Origin of the sequence: Microlunatus spumicola (genome assembly GCF_039536445.1) — a bacterium.
In the GTDB taxonomy this organism is placed as follows: Bacteria; Actinomycetota; Actinomycetes; order Propionibacteriales; family Propionibacteriaceae; genus Microlunatus; species Microlunatus spumicola.
The window spans coordinates 459,862-479,682 of the sequence record NZ_BAAAYR010000002.1; the positions used below are offsets into that span (position 1 = coordinate 459,862).

Consider the following 19,821-nt stretch of genomic DNA (forward strand, 5'->3'; position numbering starts at 1 on the left):
GTGGCGACGGTGCTGTTCGTGTGCGTCCACAACGCGGGGCGCTCTCAGCTCGCCGCAGGCCTTGCCGCGTACCGGGCCGGACCAGGCGTGCGGGTGCTGTCGGCGGGGACGGAGCCGGACGCCCACGTCGACGCAGTGGCGCTGGCGTCGCTGGCCGAGCTGGGCATCGACCGGTCTGACCAGGTGCCGTCGCTGCTGACCGACGACCTGCTCGACCAGGCCGACGTCGTCGTGACGTTGAAGCCTGGCCTCGCCGTGGCGCAACGTCCGGGCGTGCGGTACGAGAACTGGCCGCTGCCCGACCCGCAGGGTTGGGACCTCGACGGCATCCGCGGGTTGCGCGATCACCTCGACGCCCGCGTCGCCCAGCTCCTGGCCGGCCTCTCGACCGGACGCGACCCATCTGCACTCGACGACGAGGACACCCCATGACCGACACGCACACGGACACGCAGCTCAAGACCCCGCTGCACGGGCTGACCAGCGACGAGGAGGTGCTGCACCGCATCGTCGACAAGCTCGCCGACCGGTTCGAGGGCATCTTCGCCGCCGAGACCGTCGACCGCTACGTCTTCGAGTCCTACACGGCCCTCGCACGGACCTCGAAGATCCGCGGCTTCCTCGTCACCCGCACGGAGCGGTTCGCCGCCGACCGGCTCAGGGCTCTGGCGACCGCGAAGGGCGCCCTCGAGCAGACGGTGCCGGAGGTGCTGTTCATCTGCGTGCAGAACTCCGGCCGCTCCCAGATGGCCGCCGCGCTGCTCAAGGACCGCGCCGGCGACCGGGTCCACGTCCGCTCCGCCGGCTCCGCACCGGCCGAGCAGATCGACCCGCACGCCATCGAGGTGATGGCGGCGCGCGGCATCAGCCTCGACGAGGAGTTCCCGAAGCCGCTGACCGACGACGTGGTCCGCGCCGCCGACGTGGTCGTCACGATGGGCTGCGGAGACTCCTGCCCCCTCTACGCGGGCAAGCGCTACCTCGACTGGAACGTCGCCGACCCGGCCGGGCGCAGCCTCGAGGAGACCGAAGTCATCGCCCGCGACATCCAGACCCGCGTCGACACCCTCCTCGACGAGCTGATCGGAGCCACACGATGACCGACACCACCCCGACCACCCAGCCTTCACCGAAGCCCTCGGTGCTATTCGTGTGCGTGAAGAACGGCGGCAAGTCCCAGATGGCAGCCGGGCTGATGACCCGCCGCGCCGGAGACACCATCGAGGTGGAGTCGGCCGGCACGAAGCCGGGCACCACGGTGAACGCGCTGTCGGCAGAGTCGCTGGCCGAGGTCGGCGTCGACATCAGCGCGAACACCCCAAAGCCGGTCACCGATGACCTTGTGCGGGCCGCCGACGTCGTGGTGACCCTCGGCCGGGAGGCGCACGTCGACGAGGTGCCCGGCACGACGTTCGAGAACTGGGACACCGACGAGCCGTCCGAGCGTGGCATCGACGGCATCGAACGGATGCGGCTGGTCCGCGACGACATCGCGCGCCGGGTCGACGAGCTGTACGAGCGGCTCAACGCCGGACGCTGACCCGCCCCGCCCGGTCGCCCAGCTCACGCAGTTGCTCGACGATGGCGTCGACGCTGGCGCGGGCGACGCCCCCGACCCCGATGAGGGTGGCGGACGCGGGTCCGCACCAGTCGCCGTAGCCGAGGAAGAACAGTCCCGGGTCATCGACCGAGCGCGACGGCAGCGGCGGGTCGGTGACCGGCAGCGCGTCGCTGCGGGTCAGGGCCAGCCCAGCGAGGTGGCGCAGGTCGGGACGGAAGCCGGTGCACCACACGATCGCGTCGGCCGCCAGCTGGCGGGGCGGGTCGTTCCAGGCGACGCCGGTTGGGGTCACCCGGTCGAACATCGGCTGCGCCTGCAGGTCGCCGCGCCGGCGAGCGGCGAGGACCGGCGGGACCATCACGATGTCGCCGAGCCCACCGACACCCGGGTCCGAAGGATCGCCGGCGGCGGCCGCGCGGACCCGGCGGGTGGCGAGCTCGAACAGCTTGCGACCGTCGACGTCGTCGGGCAGGAACCGCGGCGGGCGGGCCGTTACCCACGCCGTCTCCCCGGTGGGGCGGCTGGTCAGGTCGGCGGCGATCTGAGCGCCGGAGTTGCCGCCGCCCACGACCAGCACGGTCTGGTCGTCGAAGTCGGCCGCGCTGCGGTAGCCGGCACTGTGCAGCTGCCGTCCTGCGAAGGCGTCCATGCCCGGGTACGTCGGCCAGAACGGCCGGCTCGCGCCGGTCGCGTTGACCAGCACCCGGCACCGCCACACTCCGCGGTCGGTGACGACGTCGAAGCCTTCGGTGGTGCGCGTGACGGTCCGGACGCGGACCGGCCGGTGGACGGGCAGCTGGTAGCGGTCCTCGTAGGCGCTCAGGTAGTCGCGGACGTGCTGCGCCGACGGGTTGCCCTCGCCGGTCCAGGGGGGCATCGGCCAGCCGGGCAACGAGCTGAAGCCGGCGGGGGAAAACAGCTGGAGGGTGTCCCAGCCCGCCGTCCATGCGCCGCCTGCGCTCGGGTTGGCGTCGAGGAGGGCGAAGCTCAGCCTGCCCAGCTCTCCCGGTGCGCTGGGTCCGCTGGTGGCCCGCCGGCGGGCCCGCTGCAGGTAGTAGCCGGTGGCGAGCGCGGCCTGCCCGCCGCCGACGACGAGCACGTCCACGTCGCCGGCTGCCGGGCCAGGCGTAGGCCCTGTCTGGGGCGCCGAAGGTGGTTCGGCGGTGCTCACCGCTCCAGTGTTCCCGCCGGACGAGACCCGGGGAGCGAGCCGAGGCTGAGCGCGGCCGCACCCAGACCGACCGCGGCCATCACCGCGAGCATCGCGGCGTAGCTGCCGAGCGCCACGGCCAGGGCAGCGCCGAGGAACGGTGCGACAGCGGTGGTGAACGTAAGCGGGGCGGCGAGGACGCCGCTGAGGGTGCCGTAGTGGTGGGCGCCCCAGCGGTCGGTGACCGCGGTGGCCTGCAGCAGGGTCACGATGCCGCGGACCATCCCGGCCAGGACCGCGACGGCGACCAGGGCAGGCAGCCAGGTCAAGACCCCGAGCAGGCCGGTGCTGAGCGCGACAGTGGCCAGCACGACCAGGGTCCGGGCTCGCACGCCGAGGCGCCGGGCGAGCGGGGCGTAGCCGAGCCGGCCGATGACCTGCCCGACACCGCCCACACTGAGCACGACGGCAGCGGTCGACGCCCCGATGCCCCGCTCGCCGAGGAGCGGGACGAGGTTCACGACCACCACGTACGACGTCAGCGTCGCCAGCCCGAACGAGACCACCAGAGTGCGGAACGCCCGGCTGCGCAGCACCTGCCTGGGCGCGTGCGGTACTCGGGACGAGGCGGTCGCTGGGCGATGCGCGGGCCGTGCTGGCCAAGGCAGGCGCAGCCCCCACACGTGGGCGGGGACGGTGACGACGGCTAGCAGGACCGCCAAGACCAGGTAGGTGGTGCGCCAGTCCAGGCGTGCGGCCAGGCCGGCGGTGAGCGGGGCGAAGATCGTGCTGGCCAGACCCGCGGCCAGCGTCAGCACCGTCAAGGCCCGCACCCGCGCCTCACCGAACCAGCGGGTCAGCGCTGCGAACGCGGGCGGGTACAGCACCGCGCTCATCGCGACCCCCGCCACCGCCCACGCCGTCACGAACCAGGCGAACGTCGGCGCGAGCGCGACCCCGACGGTCGCGAGCACGGCCAGCACGGACCCGAAGGTCATCAGCCACCGCGGCCCGTGCCGGTCCAACCAGCGTCCGACGCCGATTCCGAGCACCGCCGAGACGACCAGACCGAGCGAGAACGCAGCCGTCAACCGGGTCAGCGACCAGCCGGTGTCGGCGCTGATGCGTACTCCCAGGACGGGGAACGCGTAGTAGAGGACACCCCAGCTGGTGGTCTCGGTGACGCACAGCGTGACCAGGACCCGACGGAGCCCGCCGTGCGGGCGCGGGACGGGCTCCGACGTCAGGGCTGAGACCACGAGACGGCTGGCTCGGCGACCGGGCGGGTCAGGGCCTGGTGAGCAGGCTACCGATGCTCAGCAGCTGCGGCTCGACCCGTGCGGCACCGGCGGGCGCGGGGGCGCAGCAGCCACCCGACGACGCGCCGTCGGGGTCGTCGAACAGCCCGGCGCCGCCGCACACGCCGGTATCGGGCAGTGTCAGCTCGACCCGCGCGGCGGCCTCCTGGTCACCGGTCAGCTCGGCGACGACGCTGCGGACCTGCTCGTAACCGGTCAGCGCGAGGAACGTCGGCGCCCGCCCGTACGACTTCATCCCGACCACGTACAAGCCCGGTTCGGGCTGCGCGAGCTCCGCCGCGCCATGGGGGCTGACGGAGCCGCACGAGTGCAGGTTCGGGTCGACCTCCGCAGCCAGGCGCCGGGGAGCCTGCAGCACCGGGTCGAGGTCGAGGCGCATCTCGGATAGGAACGACAGGTCCGGGCGGAACCCGGTCAGCACCACGACGCGGTCGGCTTCCTCGAGACGCCGGCCGTCCTCACTGACCAGGACCACCTTCGCGTCGCGCTGCTCCACAGACTCGGTGCGGAACCCGGTCACCATCGTCACCAGCCCGTCCTCGACCGCCTGGCGGGCCCGCACGCCGAGGGCGCCGCGCTGTGGCAGCTCGTCGGCGGCGCCCCCGCCGAACGTGTCGCCGACCAGGCCGCGGCGCAGCACCCATGTCACCTGGGTGCCCGACGTCCGCGCGGCGGCAGCGAGATCGTTGACCGCGGTGAGCGCGGAGTGACCGCTGCCGACGACCACGACGTGGCGGGAGGCGAGCGAGTCGATCTGCTCCGGGGTCGGCGGGAGATAGGTCAGGAGCCCGGATGCGGCGGCAGCGCGCTCCCCGATCGCGGGCAGGCCGTCGGCGCCGGCCGGACCGGGCTGGTTCCAGGTGCCGGAGGCGTCGACGACCGCGCGGGCTTCCACCCGCGACTCGGCCCCGTCGGCGTCGACCAGGTGGACCGTGAACGGCTGGCCGTCGCGGCCGGCCGAGACCAGCCGGTCGCGGCCACGCCGCGACAGTCCCTCGACCCGAGTGCCGTAGCTGACGCGGTCACCGAGGGCGTCGGCGAGCGGGGCGAGGTATTCCGACACCCACTGCGCTCCGGTCGGGTAGCCCTCGCCCGGTGCCGTCCACCCGCTGGGCTCGAGCAGCCGGGCCGCGGCCGGGTCGACGAGCTCGGGCCACGGCGAGAACAGCCGCACGTGCGCCCACTGCTTGACTGCGGCGGCGGGTCCGTCGCCGGCCTCGAGGACGAGCGGGGACTCACCGCGCTCGAGCAGGTGTGCCGCGGCGGCTAGGCCCTGGGGCCCGGCACCGATGACGACCACGGGAAGCGTGTCCATCCCTCGATCCTCCTACAGATTGACGGAACTCGATACGTCAGACAGTAGCGTCCCATCGACCGATGTCAATGCGGCGGGCATACTGGTGGGGTGCCGACCGCTACCGCTTCTGCTGCTCGAACGTCCTCGACGCTCGGTCTGCTGCCTGTCGGCGTGGACCTGCTGGGTGCCGACGTGGCGGGTTGCTGCTCGCCGCTGACGGGTGAGGTGCTGAGCGACGCGGCCGCCGAGCAGCTGTCGCGGGTATTCAAGGCGCTCGCCGACCCGACCCGGGTGAAGCTGGTCTCGCTGATTGCGGCCGCCGGGCCGGACGGTGCGTGCGTCTGCGACCTGGTCGGACCGGTGCGGCTGTCCCAGCCGACGGTGTCGCACCACATGCGCCAGCTGGTGGAGGCGGGGCTCATCACCCGAGAGCAGCGCGGCAAGTGGGCCTACTACCGCCTCGTGGAAGGCGCCTTCGCGTCAGCGTCACGGGCACTGAACCCCGACCCGGCCACCTGACAGGGGCGACCTGAGGCAGCCCGGGGCGGTCGGGCATGCGGTCGGCCAGCCGCAATGAGGCGGCGTGAAGGCGACCGCGACTCTTAGCTGAGAGCTGGCTCGGCCGGGCCAGTCGTCTAGCGGGAGACGAGCTGTGCTTGCCGGGTCCGGTCTGGGATGAGTCGCGGGACGAGGCGGACGTAGACCACCATCCCGACCAGCTCGACGAGGGTCTGGGTGACCACGACGGCCGGCGCTATCGCCAGGGCCGGAGGCAGCGCGAGGGCGAGCGGCAGCACCACCAGTGAGTTGCGGGTCGCACCGCTGAACGTCAACGCACGCGACGTGGGGACGTCGAGGCGCACCGCTCGGGCCGTGAGCACGCCGACGACGGCCATGACGACGAGGAAGCCGGCGTAGAGCGGGACGAGCCCGGCCAGGGCGACGCTGTTCGTGGTCAACCGCTGTGCCTGGGAGGCGACCACGACGAACAGCACGAGCATCATCAGCGGCACCATCGACGCCGGCGCTGCGGCTGCGACGCCGGCGACGAGCCGGTTGCGGGCGGTGGCCCACTGGGTCAGCGCAGCGGCGAGCAGCGGGACGACGATCAGGACCAGGAACGCCTCGACGAACGGGCCGACCTCGATGATGCCGAGCGTGGACGCCCCGGCGAACATCCACAGGTAGGCCGGCAGCAGCACGAGCTGGACCAGCATCAGCAGCGGGGCGGCGGCGAGCAACTTGTCCTGCGCGGCGCCGGCTAGTCCGGAGAACACGATGACGTAGTCGATGCACGGGCAGAGCAGGACCAGCAGTACCCCGATCAGCAACGCCGGGTCGTGGGCGACGAAGCGCGACAGCGCGAACACCACGAGCGGGACAGCGACGAAGTTGACCACCAGCAGCGTCGTGAGGAACCGGACGTCGGTGAACGCCGCCCGCAGCCGGGTCAGCGGGATGCCGAGAAAGGTGACGTAGAGCAGCAGTGCGATCGACGGGTTGATCCCGACCTCCAGCACGTGCGCGCCGGCCACCAGCAGCGCCACCGCGAACCCCGCCACGATGGCGAGCAGGTACAGAGCGATCTGGTGGCGCTCCAGCCGTTCCACGACTCGGCCCCACGACGTGCTCACGGGGCCTCGACGAGGTCGGGGAGGCCGGTGATCTCGGCGAGCAGCGGCAAGCCCTTCGGCGGGGTTCGGATTGTCAGGGTGAACGTGTCGTGGCGCAGCGAGAGGTCGAAGCGGAAGAACGGGCAGCACGCCTGCTCGGCCGCGGCGAGAGCGGCAGTGTCGGCCAGGGCGGTGACCGGTAGTCGGTAGCGCACGCCGCCCCCACCACCGACACCGTTCAGCCGTTCGGCGGGGGTCTCGGCAAGCAGGGCATGCCACCGGTCCACCTGCCCGCTGCGCTCGGCACCGAGACGGCACACGACCGGCGCGGCCGGCGTGTGGAGCAGGAATCCGCACGACGGGTCGCACTGCTCGTCGCGGTCAGGCAGCTCGTCGAGGTGAGCCCGGGCGGCGTGCAGGTGGTCGCGCAGCTCGGTCAGGGTGTCAACGGCGTCGTCGACCGTCGTCAGCTGCGCGGACAGCAGCGGCCGGAGCCGGGCCTTCGCCGACGCGCACGGGCCCGCCTCCCACTCCGCCAGCAGGCCAGCGATGTCCTCGAGCGGCAGATCGAGCTTGCGTGCGGAGTCGATGAACCTGAGCCGGTCGAACACCGAGTCCGGGTACGACCGGTACCCGTTCGGCAGCCGCCCCGACCGCACCAGGCCCAGCTGGTCGTAGTACCGCAACGTCGACGCCGGGACGCCGCTACGCGCAGCGACCTCAGCGATTCGCAAAGGGCTCACACGGGCGACGCTAAACCTTGAAGTCGACTCGAAGGCCGAGTCGGGTCCTCGAAGGAGACAGGGTTCGCCACCGGTCCGGCTGAGCCTGGCTGCCAAAGGTCGTGTTCCGCTGCACCCGGCTCCTCGACGACCTCACACCTCAGTCGCCAACCACTGCGTCATCGAAGTGGTGGAACTTGTGACCGTCGGTCGTGCGCAGCACGCCTCGCTGTTGGGTCCACCGGCGGCACTGCCGCCAGGCAAAGTTCTGAGAGCTCCCGGTGTCGGGTCAGGACCTGCCGAGGTCTCCCAGGTTGTTGGCACAAGAGACGCCCTTCGAGTGCACCTCGTCGCGGCTGGCAGCGGAGGCCGCGGACCACGCGGTCGGAACCTCGTCTGTCTCCAACCAGGCCGGCGGATGGTGCCGGTCGGTGACGGCAGGGTCGAAGTAGCGGTGCCACTGCGACCAGGCCCACGCTCTGGCCTGGTCACGTTCGCCCTCGAGCTCGCCGACGCGGGCGAGCAGCCTCTCCAGGTCCTCGCGGGCGTGGGCGATCAGGTCGGCATCGGCAGCGGTCCCGACACCCTCGGCGACTGGGCGGGCAGCGGTCTCCGCGTCGCCAGCGTGCACCGCCAACAACCTGTCGGAGGCGGCGTACCACGGGCCCGGTGTCGCACGCCCTAGCCGGGCTCGGATCGCCTCGACACCCACCGCCAGAGGAGCCAGGTCGTCGTTCACAAGCCAGACGATAAGACCGCGGCAGGACACCCAGGGCGCACATGTGTGCTGCACGAGCCCGGTCGGCCCGACCCGTGGGTGCTGTCGAGAGTGCCTTGTCCGCGGTGACGTGCCCACGGGGTCGCGACGAACCTGCTCGTCCGGTGCGACACCTAGCATCCGACCATGGCATCGAAGCGCGATGAGCGACGAGGTCCCCGGCCGGCTCAGTTCCTCGAGCCAGCAGCGCTCGAAGCGCTGCAGCGGACGTCGTCAGTGTCCGACCTGGTACTTCAGGCGGAGGAAGCGCCCCAGGACGGGAGATCTCCCGGGTTTGCGGGGCTTACTCCCCCCTCGCGCACGACCTCAGGACCGGTCCTTCGGGGCCGGTCCTTGTGCGTTGCGCAGGTCTTCCCGCCGCGGGACCTCGCGCGTCGCGCGCGTCTCGCCGCAGAGCGGCACCCCTCAGGCGGGCCAGCTGTCGCGCAGGTGCTCGGCCACGCGCATCGCGTTGGCCACGATCGTCAGGGTCGGGTTGACGCTCCCGTTCGTCGGGTGCAGCGAGGAGTCGCAGACGACCACCCGGCTGCTGCCCCAGAGCCGCCCGTAGCGGTCCGTCGCCCCGGTCGCCGGGTCGTCGCTCATCCGCGCGGTCCCGCACGAGTGCTCCCCGGCGGCCGACGCGGTCGCCGCGCCGCGGTGGCGGTGCACGCCCCGCGCGCCCGCGGCCTCGAGCCAGCGGGTGCCGTGCTCGGCCAGGCCCGCCTCGACCTCGAGGGAGGCGGGGTGGGTGCTCTTGCGGAGCCGGGCCCCGGGCCGGCCCCAGCGGTCGGTGACGTCGGCCAGCGTGACGGCCGAGGTCGCGCTGGGGATCTCCTGGCCCATGCCGAAGGCGCCGAACGCGTACGGCCGGCGGTCCCGCATCCACTCCTTGTGCGCCAGGCCCCAGCGGGGGACGCCGACGCCCGGGTCGGACGCGGAGGTCAGCGGCAGCACGCTCATCAGGTCGACGAGGACGCCGCCGCCCCAGGGGATCGTCTGCGCGTGCACGTGGTCGAGGGTGCCCACGGAGTGGCCCGGGCCCAGCCCGTTCTTGAGCGGGGTGTCGACCTCGCAGCGCAGGCTGACGAAGCGGTGGTCGTGCAGGTGGCGGCCGAGGTGGGCGTTGCCCAGCCCGCTGGCCAGCAGCAGCCGGGCGGACTCGACCGCGCCGGCGGACACCACGACGACGTCGGCCCGGACGGTGCGGGCCACGGCGTCGCCGGAGCAGCCGGTCATGACCTCGACCGAGGCGCCGCCCGGCCCGTCGTGCACGACGGTGACCTCGGCGTCGACCAGCAGGTCGACGTTCCCGGTGGCCAGCGCCCTCGGCAGGAACGTGTTGTGCGAACCGTTCTTCGCGTCCACCGGGCAGGCGTGGCCCACGCAGGACGAGCAGCGCACGCAGGCCGGGCGGCCGGACGCGGGCACGCTGTTGATCGCGAGCGGGAGCGCACCGGCCGCCCAGCCGAGCCGTCCCGCCGCGGAGGTCAGCGCGTCCCGGGCGGGTTCGCCGCCCATCGGTGGCATCGGGTAGCCCTTCGACCGCCGCGTCCGTCCGGTCAGCGGCCCCTCCTCGCCGGAGACGCCGAGCTCCCACTCGGCCCGGGTGTAGTACGGCTCCAGCTCGTCGTAGCCGACGGGCCAGTCGGCGAGGGTGGCCCCGTCCGGGTTCCCGTAGACGGACGCCATGGCGAAGTCCTCGGGGAAGAAGCGCCAGGCCATGCCCTGCCACAGCCGGGTCCCGCCCCCGAGCGCGTACGCGTTGAGCCCGTAGGCCCAGGCGTCGTCGCCGTCGACGAGCGTCTCGTGCAGCCGGCCGTCTTCGCTCTCGTGCACGGTCAGCCGCGGGTGACCCGGTCCGGGTCCGGCGGGGGAGCGGTAGACCGCGTTGCGCTTGCCGTGCAGGTGGTCGCCCCGCAGGCCGGCGTTGGGGAGCAGCGGCGCACGCTCCACCACCAGCACGCTGTGCCCGGCCTCGGCCAGGGTCTGCGCGGCCACGCCGCCGCCCGGGCCGGACCCGACGACGACCGCGTCGTAGTGGTCCCGCAGCCGGTCCGCCGCGACGGTCGTGGGCAGGTCGAGCTCGACCGGGCTCGTGCCCGGGGGCAGGTCGCGGAACCCGAGCATGGACAGTCCCACCGGCCAGGTCGCCGCGTGCGCGGGGTCGCCGGCGCTCCGCCGGGAGGCGTAGTAGCCCTCCCAGCACAGCCGGACGAGGGCGTCGAGGTCGGCGCCGAGCGTCTCGTGGGCGGCGACTTCGCGCAGCGCCGCGTCCTGGTCCTGCGCCGGCAGCGCCGCGAAGCCGCGGCGCGTCAGGTCGTCGACCAGCCGTTCCAGGGCCGGCAGGGCCCACCGGGGCTCGGGGTCCCCGTCGCTCAGGTACGCGCCGACGCCGCCCTTCCAGCCCCCGGGCCACGCGTCGGCCGGGACCACCCGGTCGACGGCCGTCCGGAGCTCGGCCGACGTCACCAGCCGGAGCCAGCGCTCGTCGTCCGACCCCGGCTCAGCCGTGCGCACGGGCAGCACCTCCGTGGACCAGGGGCGACCCGTCGAGCGGTGCCGTGGACGCACGGACGACGAGCTTCGTGGCCAGCTCCACCTGGCGCCCGAACGGCTCGTTCTCCGTCAGCATCTCGGCGAGGATGCCGGCGGCCGTGCGGCCCATGTCGGCCAGCGGCTGGCGCACGGTCGTCAGCGGCGGCGAGAACCACCGTGCGACCGGGAGGTCGTCGAAGCCGACGACGCTGAGGTCCTCGGGGATGCGGCGCCCCGTCACCCGGGTGGCCTCGATGACCCCGAAGGCCTGCTCGTCGCTGCCGGCGAAGATCGCGGTCGGCGGGTCGGGCAGGTCGAGCAGGGCGAGGGCCGCGTCGTAGCCGGCGCGGTGGTGGAAGCTGCCGTGCCGCACGAGGGCGGGGTCCAGGGCCACGCCCCACGAGGCGAGCTCGGAGCTGTAGCCGGCGATGCGCGCCCGGCTGCACAGCATCGCCTCCGGTCCGCCGATCACGGCGATGCGCCGGTGCCCCAGCTCGAGCAGGTGGCGGGTCGCGGACACCCCGCCCGCCCAGTTGGTGGCCCCGACGGTGGCGACCGACGGGTCGGGCAGCTCGCCGGCGGGGTCGATCAGCACGTACGGCAGCCGCGCCCGGGCCAGGTTGTCCTGCACGGCCGGCGTCAGCTCGGAGGTGACGAGGATGGCGCCGCAGCGCTCCTGCGACGTCAGCCCGGCCGACCAGGCGACCAGCTCGCTCGCGGTCGGCCTGGACGACACCACGACGTCGAGCGGGCCCGAGGTGACGCCGCGCAGGATCTCCACCGAGTAGGGGCTGTCGAGGGCGCCGAAGATCAGCTCGACCGGCAGGCGTACGGGCGTCGTCCGGCCCGGTGACCGTCGCGGGGGCGCGTAGTCGTACTCCTCGAGCAGCCGCTGCACCCGCAGCCGGGTCCCGGGGCCGACGTCGTGGCGGTCGTTCAGCACCTTGGACACGGTGGCCATCGAGACCCCGGCCGCGACCGCGACCGTCTCGAGCGTGGCGCGCCCGGGCTTGGTCACTGTCCGCTCCTTCGCGGGTCACGGGCTCCGCGACGTCGCGCAGGCTCGCGCTGGGTGCCTCGGTGCACGTGGAGCTGGTGGCGCCGGTCCGGACGGGCCGCGCAGCGCGTCTCGGCGCCCTGCCGCGAAAGTGTCCCGACGGACCGGTGATGTCTCGCCGTGGTCAAAGAGAAACTCTTCGAAACGATCCTGTCAAGGTTTCGGTGAAATCATTGACGCGCAGGTGAGAGCGTCTTAATGTCGCCGACACCGACGAACACGATTCGAAAGTTTCGGTCCACGAACCGCCGGGGGTCGGCCCGACAGCTCGACAGCACGTTGACGCAGATGGGCCGGTGACGTGCCGGCCACGCCGTCCGAGCGCCGTTGGCGCGCATGCACGACCAGCAGTTGTCTTGTTCTGAGCAAAGGAGCCCAGGAATGGTTGACAGCACCAATTTTTCGCGACGTTCGTTCATGGGGCTGAGTGCGGCGGCTCTCGCCGGCACGGCCCTGGCCGGCTGCTCGGGCAGCAGCGCCGGCGGTGGCGGTGGCGGCGGTGGTAGCAGCGAGCCGCTCAAGTTCTGGAACATGCCGTGGGGCCAGACGACGTTCAACCCCCTCGACGAGAAGATCACCAAGGCGTACGCGCCCGCGGCCGGCATGCCGCCCGTCACCTACCAGGTGATCCAGTGGGCCAACTTCAACCAGACGTTCGCCTCGGCGGTGGCCTCGCGGACCAACCCCGCGGTGAGCTCCGGCGGTGGCACCCAGGTCTTCCAGTTCGAGGCGCAGGGCGGCATCGACTACGTCGACAAGCTCTACGAGACCTGGAAGCAGAACGGTCTCTACGACGACTTCCTGCCGGGCCTGATCGACACCCTCAAGGTGGAGAAGGGCTACGCGGCCATCCCGTACAACCTCGACATGCGCGTGCTCTGGTACAACCAGGCGCTGCTCAAGCAGGTCGGCGCGGACGTGCCGACCGACTGGCAGTCCTACCTGGACACGGCCGCCGCGCTGAAGAAGGAGAACATCTACGGCTACGGCACGGGTGCCGGCGCCGGGGCGTACACCGGTCAGCACGCCATCGTCTGCTGGATGATCAACAACGGCGGCGGCCTCTTCGACGAGAACAAGCAGCCGAACGCGGTGACGCCGGAGAACATCGAGGCCGTCGAGTTCGTGCTCGAGATGGTCTCGAAGGGCTACGTCGACCCGGCCAGCTCCACCTACACGTCGGACAACGTGCAGAGCCAGTGGAAGGCCAAGAAGTTCGGGATGGGCTACGACACCGGCGGCCTGGCCGCGAACGTCGCCGGCGAGATCGCGAAGGACCTGATCGTCATGAGCCCGATCACGTCGCCGTCGGGCAAGAAGGGCGCGCTCTACTTCCCGAACAACGTCATGGTCTACGCCAACAACCCGAGCGTCGAGGGCACGCACGCCTTCCTGACGTACTACTACCAGAACATGGCGCCGCTCTGGACGGAGGCGACCGGCATCGGGCTGCCGCCGCTGAAGTCGATCGCCGCGACGGACGAGTTCAAGCAGAACAAGAACAACGTCAAGATCATCGAGGAGTGGCAGCCCATCTCCAAGACGTGGGCCGCGCCGGGCACGGAGGCGAACTTCCTCAACGTCACGACGGTCGACGCCACCCCGGCGATGAACGTCTTCACCCAGTCGATCCTCGGCGGCCAGACCGATGCGCGCACCGCGCTGACGAAGCTGCAGGACGAGGTCAAGGCCAACCTGAAGTAGTCCTTCGGGTGCGTGCCATGGCTGACTGCCTGGTGCATCGCCCCGCCCGCCCGGTGTCGCCGGGCGGGCCGGGGTGGCGCCCACGACCGGAGAGGTGACACCCGTGTCCACCCGTACCGTCGAGCAAGACCTGGGCCGCGCGCGCAAGGGCGTCGGGGTCGCCGGACCCGGACGTCCGGGCCGCCCCGCCCCCCGGCGACCGGGGGCGAGCACGTTCACGCTGCTCGCCTTCGCGGCCCCCGCGATCATCCTGCTCGTCCTGCTGAACCTCTACCCCGTGCTCTACGCCGGCTACCAGAGCCTGCGCGACGGGAGCCTCATCTCCGCCGGCGACTTCGTCGGCGCGGAGAACTACCTGAAGGTGCTCTCCAACCCGGAGTTCTGGGCCTCGGCGCGCTTCACGGTGGTCTTCACCCTCGTCGGCGTGTTCGGGAGCTGGCTCGTCGGCCTGGCGCTGGCGATCCTGCTCAAGACCAAGGTCCCGGGCTCGACGCTGTTCAAGGTCCTCCTGCTGCTGCCGTGGGTCGTCCCGGTCGTCGTGTCGGCCACCGCGTGGAACTGGCTGGTGGCGACGCCGCAGAGCCCGCTGCCGATCCTCGCCGAGGCGCTCGGGCTCGGGAACGTGCTCTTCCTGGCCAACCCGACCCTGGCGCAGGTCACGGTCTGCGTCTTCAAGGTCTGGATCAGCTTCCCGTTCATGATGATGATGATGGGCGCGGCGCTCGCGTCGGTGGACAACAACGTCTACGAGGCGGCCCGGGTCGACGGCGCGAGCCGGTGGCAGGAGCTCACCAGCATCACGCTGCCGATGATCTCGCGGTCCACCTACATCAGCTGGATCCTCATGACGATCTTCTGCGTCAACGACTTCCCGACGATCTTCCTGCTGACCGGCGGCGGCCCCGTCAACGCCACGCAGTCGCTCGTCGTCATGGCCTACAACACGGTGTTCCAGAACTTCAACACCGGGACCGGGGTCGCGATCGCCTTCGTGATGACGCTCGTGCTGATCATCATCTCGGTCGCCCTGTTCCGGCAGATCAGGAAGGTGCAGATCCTGTGACCGCGACATCGATCCCCGTCCCCACCGGGGCGGCCAAGCCCGCGGTCAGGCCCGCGAGCCGCAACCCCGACGCGGGGACGCGGGGCGCCAGCGCCGTGCGGTTCCTCGTGCTGCTGGTCGTCACGGCCATCGTGCTCGTGCCGATCCTGGCCGTGGTGGGGCTCTCGCTCCAGCCCGCGCTGGGCAGCTCGGCCACCGGGCTGACGCTCGAGAACTTCGTCAACATCTTCAGCCAGACCGACGTGCTGCGCTGGCTGCGGAACAGCATGAGCGTCACCCTCGTGACGGTCGTCGTGTCGGTCGCGGTCGCCGCTCCCGCCGGCTACGTGCTCTCACGGGGTCGCGGCAAGCTCGTGTCGGGCTTCTCGCTGATCCTGTTCGTGATCCAGTCGCTGCCGGTCGTCACGGCGATCATCCCGCTGTTCATCCTCTTCGCGGTGCTGGGCCTGGTGGACACGCTGTGGGGCCTCATGATCATCTACGTCGGCTCGACGATGTCGGTGGCCATCTGGATGATGGCGGCCTACTACGACTCCATCCCGGTGAACCTCGAGGAGGCGGCCTGGATGGACGGGTGCTCGGTCTTCGGCGGGTTCATCAAGGTCGTCCTGCGCAACTCGCTCCCGGGCATCCTGTCGACGGCGATCTTCTCGTTCCTGCTGGCGTGGAACGACTACCTGGTCGCGCTGGTGTTCCTGCGCTCTAACCTGAACTTCACGTTCCCGGTCGGCCTGCAGAGCTTCTTCCAGCAGAACGCGACCAACTGGGGCCTGGTCATGGCGGTCGCCGTGATGATGATGCTGCCCCCGGTGATCCTGTTCGCCTGCCTGAACAAGTACTTCAGCGTGGGCGGCATCGGCGGGTCGCTCGCCGGGCAGTAGCCCGGCTCGGCCCGCCGCACCCCTCGGAACCATCCGGACGATCACACGAGAGAGCAGACGACGTGCGGACCGAGGACGTCCACGGCTTCAACTACGACGGGTCCTGGGGCACCAGCGGCCTCGACCTGTGGCAGCACCACGACCACGGCCGGATGGCCGTCGAGGTGGCGCGGGGCAAGGAGTACTTCCCCGGCTGGAACGTGGCGCGCTGGTGGCTCTCGCACGAGGCCCACCAGCGCGACCCGGCTCGGTTCCTGGCCAACTTCGAGGCCGGGCTCTCCCTCTTCGAGCGCCACGGCATCCTCGTCGTGCCGGTGCTGTTCAACCGCTGGCGCGACCCGGTGTGCGACTTCGGGGGCGTGCCGCTGGACCACATCGTCCCGCACCACAGCGCCTGGACGGGCGTCGACGACCTGTTCGCGGACCCGGACGCGGGCGACCCGGTCGCCGCTCCGGTGCAGGCCCTCTTCCACCGCTACCTGGTCGACGTCGTCGGCAGCCACGTCGACGACCCGCGCATCTGGGCCTGGGACCTGTGCAACGAGCCGCTCATGGGCCGCTACGTCGAGGACGACGACAGCCCCGTACGCCGGGCCGAGCTGACCTGGCTGACCTGGTGCCAGCGGGTCTGCAAGGGCCTGGGCGCGGTGCAGCCCCTGACGATCGGCAACTTCGCGAGCGTGAAGGCCCTGGAGCTGACCGAGCCGATCTCCGACGTGCTCGGCTTCCACCCCTACTTCATGGCGAACGGCAGCGGGCACAACGAGAACACCCTGACCAAGCCGGCGTTCGAGGCGTTCCTCGACGCCTGCGAGGCGGTCGCGCAGCGCTCGGGCAAGCAGCTCTACGCCAGCGAGACCGTGTGGGGGGCGCGCGACGACGCCGCCCACGTCGAGGTCATGCGCTACACGCTCGGCCAGCTCGCCGCCCGACGCATCGGCTTCACCGTGCACGCCCTCGGCCACAGCCTCGTGGCCGACCTGCACCAGGACGCGTACGGACCGGTCGGCAGCCCGGAGTGGCTGCACTTCGTCGAGGCCGACGGCTCGCTGCGGGCCGGGCACGAGGCGTTCAACGAGTTCGCGCCCCGCTAGAGGGCGCGGCTCCCGCCCCGAGGGGTCAGGCCACCGACAGCGAGTCGCCGGAGACGGTCACGGTCCGGGCGGCGAGGGGCTGCGTCGCGGGCCCGTTGACCACGGAACCGTCGGTGATCGAGAACTTGCTGCCGTGGCAGTTGCAGTTGATCGTGTCGGTCACCTCGGCGACCGGGCAGCCGGCGTGGGTGCAGATCGACGAGAAGGCCTTGAAGTCGCCGGCCGTGGGCTGCGTGACGACGGCCTGGCCGGCGGCGAAGACCGCGCCCCCGCCGACCTTGATCTCGCTGGTCTTGGCGGTCACGGGTCCCGCGGAACCACCGGAACCGGGTGCGTCGTCACCGCCACCCCCGCAGGCGCTGAGGCCACCGACGGCGGCGGCGGCCAGGCCGGCCGTGGCGAGCAGGGACCGACGGCTGATCGTGCGGTCGGGACGGACGTACGGGGTCATCGAGGGCTCCAGGTGCGTCGGTTCCAGCGGGTCAGGACGACCGTACGTGGTGACCGGGAACGCGTCGTCGGACCACGCCTACGCTGACCGGGTGACCCACCCGGCGCCGCGCAGCTTCACCGAGGCCCTGGCCGAGGGCCCGCTGGTCCTCGACGGCGGCCTGGCCACGCAGCTCGAGGCGTCGGGCCGCGACCTGACGTCGTCGGTCTGGTCGGCCCAGGTGCTGGCCGACGACCCCGAGGCGGTGGTCGACGCGCACCGCGCCTTCTTCGCCGCCGGCGCCCAGGTCGCCACCACCGCGTCGTACCAGGTGTCGTCGCGCGGGTTCGCCAGCGTCGGGCAGGACAGCCTCCACATCAGCCGGCTGCTGCGCCGCAGCGTGCGGCTCGCGCGCCGGGCCGCGGACGAGGTCGACGGCGAGACGTGGGTGGCCGCGAGCGTCGGCCCGTACGGCGCGGCGCTCGGCGACGGTTCGGAGTACCGGGGCGACTACGGCCTCTCGGTCGCGCAGCTGCGGCGGTGGCACCGGTTCGGCATCCAGGTGCTGGCCGACGTCGGCCCCGACGTCCTCGCGCTCGAGACGGTGCCCTGCCTGGCGGAGGCCGAGGCGCTGCTCGAGGAGGTGCGCGGGCTGTCGCGCCCCTCCTGGCTGTCGATGACCTGCGTCGGGGACCGCACCCGCGCGGGCGAGCCGGTGGCGGAGGCCTTCGCGATGGCGGCGGACGTCCCCGAGGTCGTCGCGGTGGGCGTCAACTGCCTCGACCCGGCCGACACCCCCGCCCTCGTCGCCCTGGCCACGGAGCTCAGCGGCAAGCCCGCCGTCGTCTACCCCAACGCGGGGGAGCAGTGGGACGCGGTCGCGCGCCGCTGGACCGGGGACCAGGCGGACGTCGGGACCTACGTCGGCACCTGGCTCGACGCGGGCGCCGGCCTGGTCGGCGGCTGCTGCCGCGTCACGCCCGCCGACATCGGCGAGATCGCCCGGGCCGTGGGCCGCAGGACCGCGGCTCCGACCCCGGTCTGAGTCCCCACTAGGTCCGGGGGCCGAGCGCGCACAGGAACCACACACCTGCGTGTGATGTGTCGCACACGTCCGCGACGCACCCTCGAGTCATGACCATCATCCAGCCGGCCCTCGCGGCCGCCGTCGTCCTCGGGGTCCTCGTCGTCGCGCTCTCGGCCGTCGTCCCCGACGTCCTCGACTGGGGCACCCGGGCCCGGCACTGATCTCGTCGGCCTTCTCCGGTGCGCGAGCGGCTCCCGTCAGAGCTCGGGGAGCCGCAGCCGTTCGTCCTGCAGCAGCCGGACGAGCTGCGCCCGGTCGATCGTCAGGGCGGGGCCACGTCCGACGTTCTCGGCGATCACCGTGATCACCTCACGGCCGTCGGGGCGGTACTGCCCCTCCAGCCCGTCGACCGTGTCGAGCCCGTCGCTCAGGACGAAGCGGTTGCCGTCCATGAAGCGGATCGAGGTGCAGGCGTTGCCGGTGGCCTCGCCGCAGCGGGGGGCGTACGAGCGGTCGGTCGCGATCTGGACGGAGACCTGGGTCGCGCCCTCGCCGACCCGGAACACCTCCATGCCGAGCGCGCCCCGCTTGGTGCTCCAGAGCCCCTCGGTCTCGTCGCGGGCGTAGTAGCTGGAGGCGTTGAAGTAGGCCCCCTCGGGGTCGAGGTAGTCGGCGACCACCTCGTAGACGGTGGCGCGCCAGGCCCGGACGAGCGCCGCCTGGCAGACGACCTGGGTGCGGTCGCAGGCCGCCGTCGGGCTGGGCGTGACGGTCACCGTGGAGGTCGGGGCGGGCGCCACGGGGGCGCTGGCCGGGACCTGCGCCGTCGGGCGCAGCTGGGTGACGACCAGGACGAGCAGCACGAGGGCCGCGGCGGCGGCGACCGAACGTCGGGCCCAGCGCTGCCGCACGAGCCGGCGGCCCTGGGTCAGGTCGTCGTAGCGGCGGACCGAGCGGACGTCGGGCGGGACCGCCTGGTCGAGCCGGAGGGCGAGGACGGCGTCGTCGGCGAGCTCCGGGGCCCCGCGGACGAGGGCGGCGCGGGCGTCACGGGAGACGTCGCCGACGGTGGTGACCGACGAGTCGAGCACCGCCGCGATCTCCACGCTCGGCAGCCGCGCGACCCACTCGAGGACGACGACGAGCCGCTGGCGTGCGGACAGGGAGCCGAGCAGGGTGACGAGCGGGTCGACGGCCTCCTGGCGCGTACGCGCGTCGACGAGCTCGAAGCGGGCGCGGGGCGAGGAGTCGGGCAGCGTGCCCAGGTCGGTGGTGTGCAGCAGCCGGAGCGCGACGAGGCGGGGGTCCCGGACGCGGCGCCAGCGGGCGTACAGGTCGGCGAGGGTCGCCCGGACGAGCTCGTCGGCGGCCTCGCGCTGACCGACCAGGAGGAAGGCGCACCGCTGGAGCAGCGACCGCTCGTCCTCGACGAACGTCGCGTAGTCCCGGTCCCGCGTCAGGCTGGTCATCTGGCCCCCTCGGCAGGGTATTCGGAACCGGCCACCCTGCGCGATGCCCCCGCCCCGCCCGAGGGCGTCAGGCTTGACGGTCGTGCATCGAGCCCGATGCAGAGGTGTCCTGCTCGACGGCCGGTCCGGGCAGGAGAAG

At 72.3% G+C, this 19,821-nt stretch carries 19 protein-coding genes; 9 read left to right on the plus strand and 10 right to left on the minus strand.

Annotated elements, in window-relative coordinates:
• Genes ABD665_RS11120 through ABD665_RS11130 form a run of 3 tightly spaced genes read left to right on the plus strand, consistent with a single transcriptional unit; the run spans nt 1 to nt 1,540 of the window.
• Nucleotides 1-432 carry an arsenate reductase/protein-tyrosine-phosphatase family protein gene (locus tag ABD665_RS11120; protein ID WP_204910601.1) on the plus strand — a complete coding sequence of 144 codons (432 nt, stop codon included), beginning with the start codon at nt 1-3 and terminating at the stop codon, nt 430-432.
• Nucleotides 429-1,100 (plus strand): arsenate reductase/protein-tyrosine-phosphatase family protein, encoded by a 672-nt coding sequence (locus ABD665_RS11125; protein ID WP_204910600.1) that lies wholly within the window; start codon nt 429-431, stop codon nt 1,098-1,100. Before ABD665_RS11120 ends, ABD665_RS11125 begins: the two co-directional genes overlap by 4 nt.
• Nucleotides 1,097-1,540, plus strand: a complete 444-nt coding sequence (locus ABD665_RS11130) for an arsenate reductase/protein-tyrosine-phosphatase family protein (RefSeq protein WP_204910599.1) — start codon at nt 1,097-1,099, stop codon at nt 1,538-1,540. Before ABD665_RS11125 ends, ABD665_RS11130 begins: the two co-directional genes overlap by 4 nt.
• Here ABD665_RS11130 and ABD665_RS11135 read toward each other — a convergent pair.
• From ABD665_RS11135 to ABD665_RS11145, 3 genes are all read right to left on the minus strand, one after another.
• Nucleotides 1,524-2,666, minus strand: coding sequence for an ArsO family NAD(P)H-dependent flavin-containing monooxygenase (locus tag ABD665_RS11135; protein WP_344742336.1), 1,143 nt, complete (start codon nt 2,664-2,666; stop codon nt 1,524-1,526). The two genes, ABD665_RS11130 and ABD665_RS11135, sit on opposite strands and share 17 nt — an antisense overlap.
• A 62-nt stretch (nt 2,667-2,728) precedes the next feature.
• Entirely contained in the window at nt 2,729-3,970 is a 1,242-nt protein-coding gene (locus ABD665_RS11140; protein ID WP_204910598.1) for an MFS transporter, read from the minus strand.
• A gap of 28 nt (nt 3,971-3,998) precedes the next feature.
• On the minus strand, nt 3,999-5,345 hold the full coding sequence (locus ABD665_RS11145) for an NAD(P)-binding domain-containing protein (RefSeq protein ID WP_204910597.1): 1,347 nt from the start codon (nt 5,343-5,345) through the stop codon (nt 3,999-4,001).
• A 153-nt stretch (nt 5,346-5,498) separates the two neighbouring features.
• Between ABD665_RS11145 and ABD665_RS11150 the strand changes: the two genes are divergently transcribed.
• Nucleotides 5,499-5,846, plus strand: a complete 348-nt coding sequence (locus tag ABD665_RS11150) for an ArsR/SmtB family transcription factor (RefSeq protein ID WP_344742339.1) — start codon at nt 5,499-5,501, stop codon at nt 5,844-5,846.
• A 116-nt stretch (nt 5,847-5,962) separates the two neighbouring features.
• On the opposite strand, the gene ABD665_RS11155 is transcribed toward ABD665_RS11150, so the two are convergent.
• The 5 genes from ABD665_RS11155 to ABD665_RS11175 form a co-directional block, all read right to left on the minus strand.
• Complete coding sequence (locus ABD665_RS11155) at nt 5,963-6,961, minus strand: bile acid:sodium symporter (protein WP_204910596.1); 999 nt, start codon at nt 6,959-6,961, stop codon at nt 5,963-5,965.
• Nucleotides 6,958-7,683 (minus strand): MerR family transcriptional regulator, encoded by a 726-nt coding sequence (locus ABD665_RS11160; protein WP_344742418.1) that lies wholly within the window; start codon nt 7,681-7,683, stop codon nt 6,958-6,960. The genes ABD665_RS11155 and ABD665_RS11160 overlap by 4 nt, the downstream gene beginning before the upstream one ends.
• Nucleotides 7,684-7,951: 268 nt before the next feature.
• The gene (locus tag ABD665_RS11165; protein WP_204910594.1) at nt 7,952-8,401 is read right to left on the minus strand and encodes a hypothetical protein; all 450 of its coding nucleotides are present in this window, start codon (nt 8,399-8,401) and stop codon (nt 7,952-7,954) included.
• 444 nt (nt 8,402-8,845) lie between these two features.
• Complete coding sequence (locus tag ABD665_RS11170; RefSeq protein WP_204910593.1) at nt 8,846-10,939, minus strand: GMC oxidoreductase; 2,094 nt, start codon at nt 10,937-10,939, stop codon at nt 8,846-8,848.
• Nucleotides 10,926-11,975 (minus strand): LacI family DNA-binding transcriptional regulator, encoded by a 1,050-nt coding sequence (locus ABD665_RS11175; protein ID WP_344742342.1) that lies wholly within the window; start codon nt 11,973-11,975, stop codon nt 10,926-10,928. Before ABD665_RS11175 ends, ABD665_RS11170 begins: the two co-directional genes overlap by 14 nt.
• Nucleotides 11,976-12,395: 420 nt before the next feature.
• Between ABD665_RS11175 and ABD665_RS11180 the strand changes: the two genes are divergently transcribed.
• The 4 genes from ABD665_RS11180 to ABD665_RS11195 all read left to right on the plus strand — a co-directional run bounded on the left by ABD665_RS11180 (nt 12,396) and on the right by ABD665_RS11195 (nt 16,756).
• Nucleotides 12,396-13,718 carry an extracellular solute-binding protein gene (locus ABD665_RS11180; protein WP_204910592.1) on the plus strand — a complete coding sequence of 441 codons (1,323 nt, stop codon included), beginning with the start codon at nt 12,396-12,398 and terminating at the stop codon, nt 13,716-13,718.
• A 103-nt stretch (nt 13,719-13,821) separates the two neighbouring features.
• On the plus strand, nt 13,822-14,781 hold the full coding sequence (locus ABD665_RS11185; RefSeq protein ID WP_204910591.1) for an ABC transporter permease subunit: 960 nt from the start codon (nt 13,822-13,824) through the stop codon (nt 14,779-14,781).
• Nucleotides 14,778-15,662 (plus strand): ABC transporter permease subunit, encoded by an 885-nt coding sequence (locus ABD665_RS11190; RefSeq protein ID WP_204910590.1) that lies wholly within the window; start codon nt 14,778-14,780, stop codon nt 15,660-15,662. The genes ABD665_RS11185 and ABD665_RS11190 overlap by 4 nt, the downstream gene beginning before the upstream one ends.
• Nucleotides 15,663-15,724: 62 nt before the next feature.
• Nucleotides 15,725-16,756: a glycoside hydrolase 5 family protein gene (locus ABD665_RS11195; protein ID WP_204910589.1), complete on the plus strand. Its 1,032-nt coding sequence runs from the start codon at nt 15,725-15,727 to the stop codon at nt 16,754-16,756.
• 25 nt (nt 16,757-16,781) lie between these two features.
• Here the strand turns inward: ABD665_RS11195 and ABD665_RS11200 are convergent, their stop codons facing one another.
• Nucleotides 16,782-17,207, minus strand: a complete 426-nt coding sequence (locus ABD665_RS11200) for a Rieske 2Fe-2S domain-containing protein (RefSeq protein WP_204910588.1) — start codon at nt 17,205-17,207, stop codon at nt 16,782-16,784.
• Between the two features lie 91 nt (nt 17,208-17,298).
• Between ABD665_RS11200 and mmuM the strand changes: the two genes are divergently transcribed.
• Nucleotides 17,299-18,231 (plus strand): homocysteine S-methyltransferase, encoded by a 933-nt coding sequence (mmuM, locus tag ABD665_RS11205; protein ID WP_204910587.1) that lies wholly within the window; start codon nt 17,299-17,301, stop codon nt 18,229-18,231.
• A 239-nt stretch (nt 18,232-18,470) separates the two neighbouring features.
• Here the strand turns inward: mmuM and ABD665_RS11210 are convergent, their stop codons facing one another.
• Nucleotides 18,471-19,682, minus strand: coding sequence for a SigE family RNA polymerase sigma factor (locus ABD665_RS11210; RefSeq protein WP_204910586.1), 1,212 nt, complete (start codon nt 19,680-19,682; stop codon nt 18,471-18,473).
• Nucleotides 19,683-19,821: the final 139 nt, after the last annotated feature.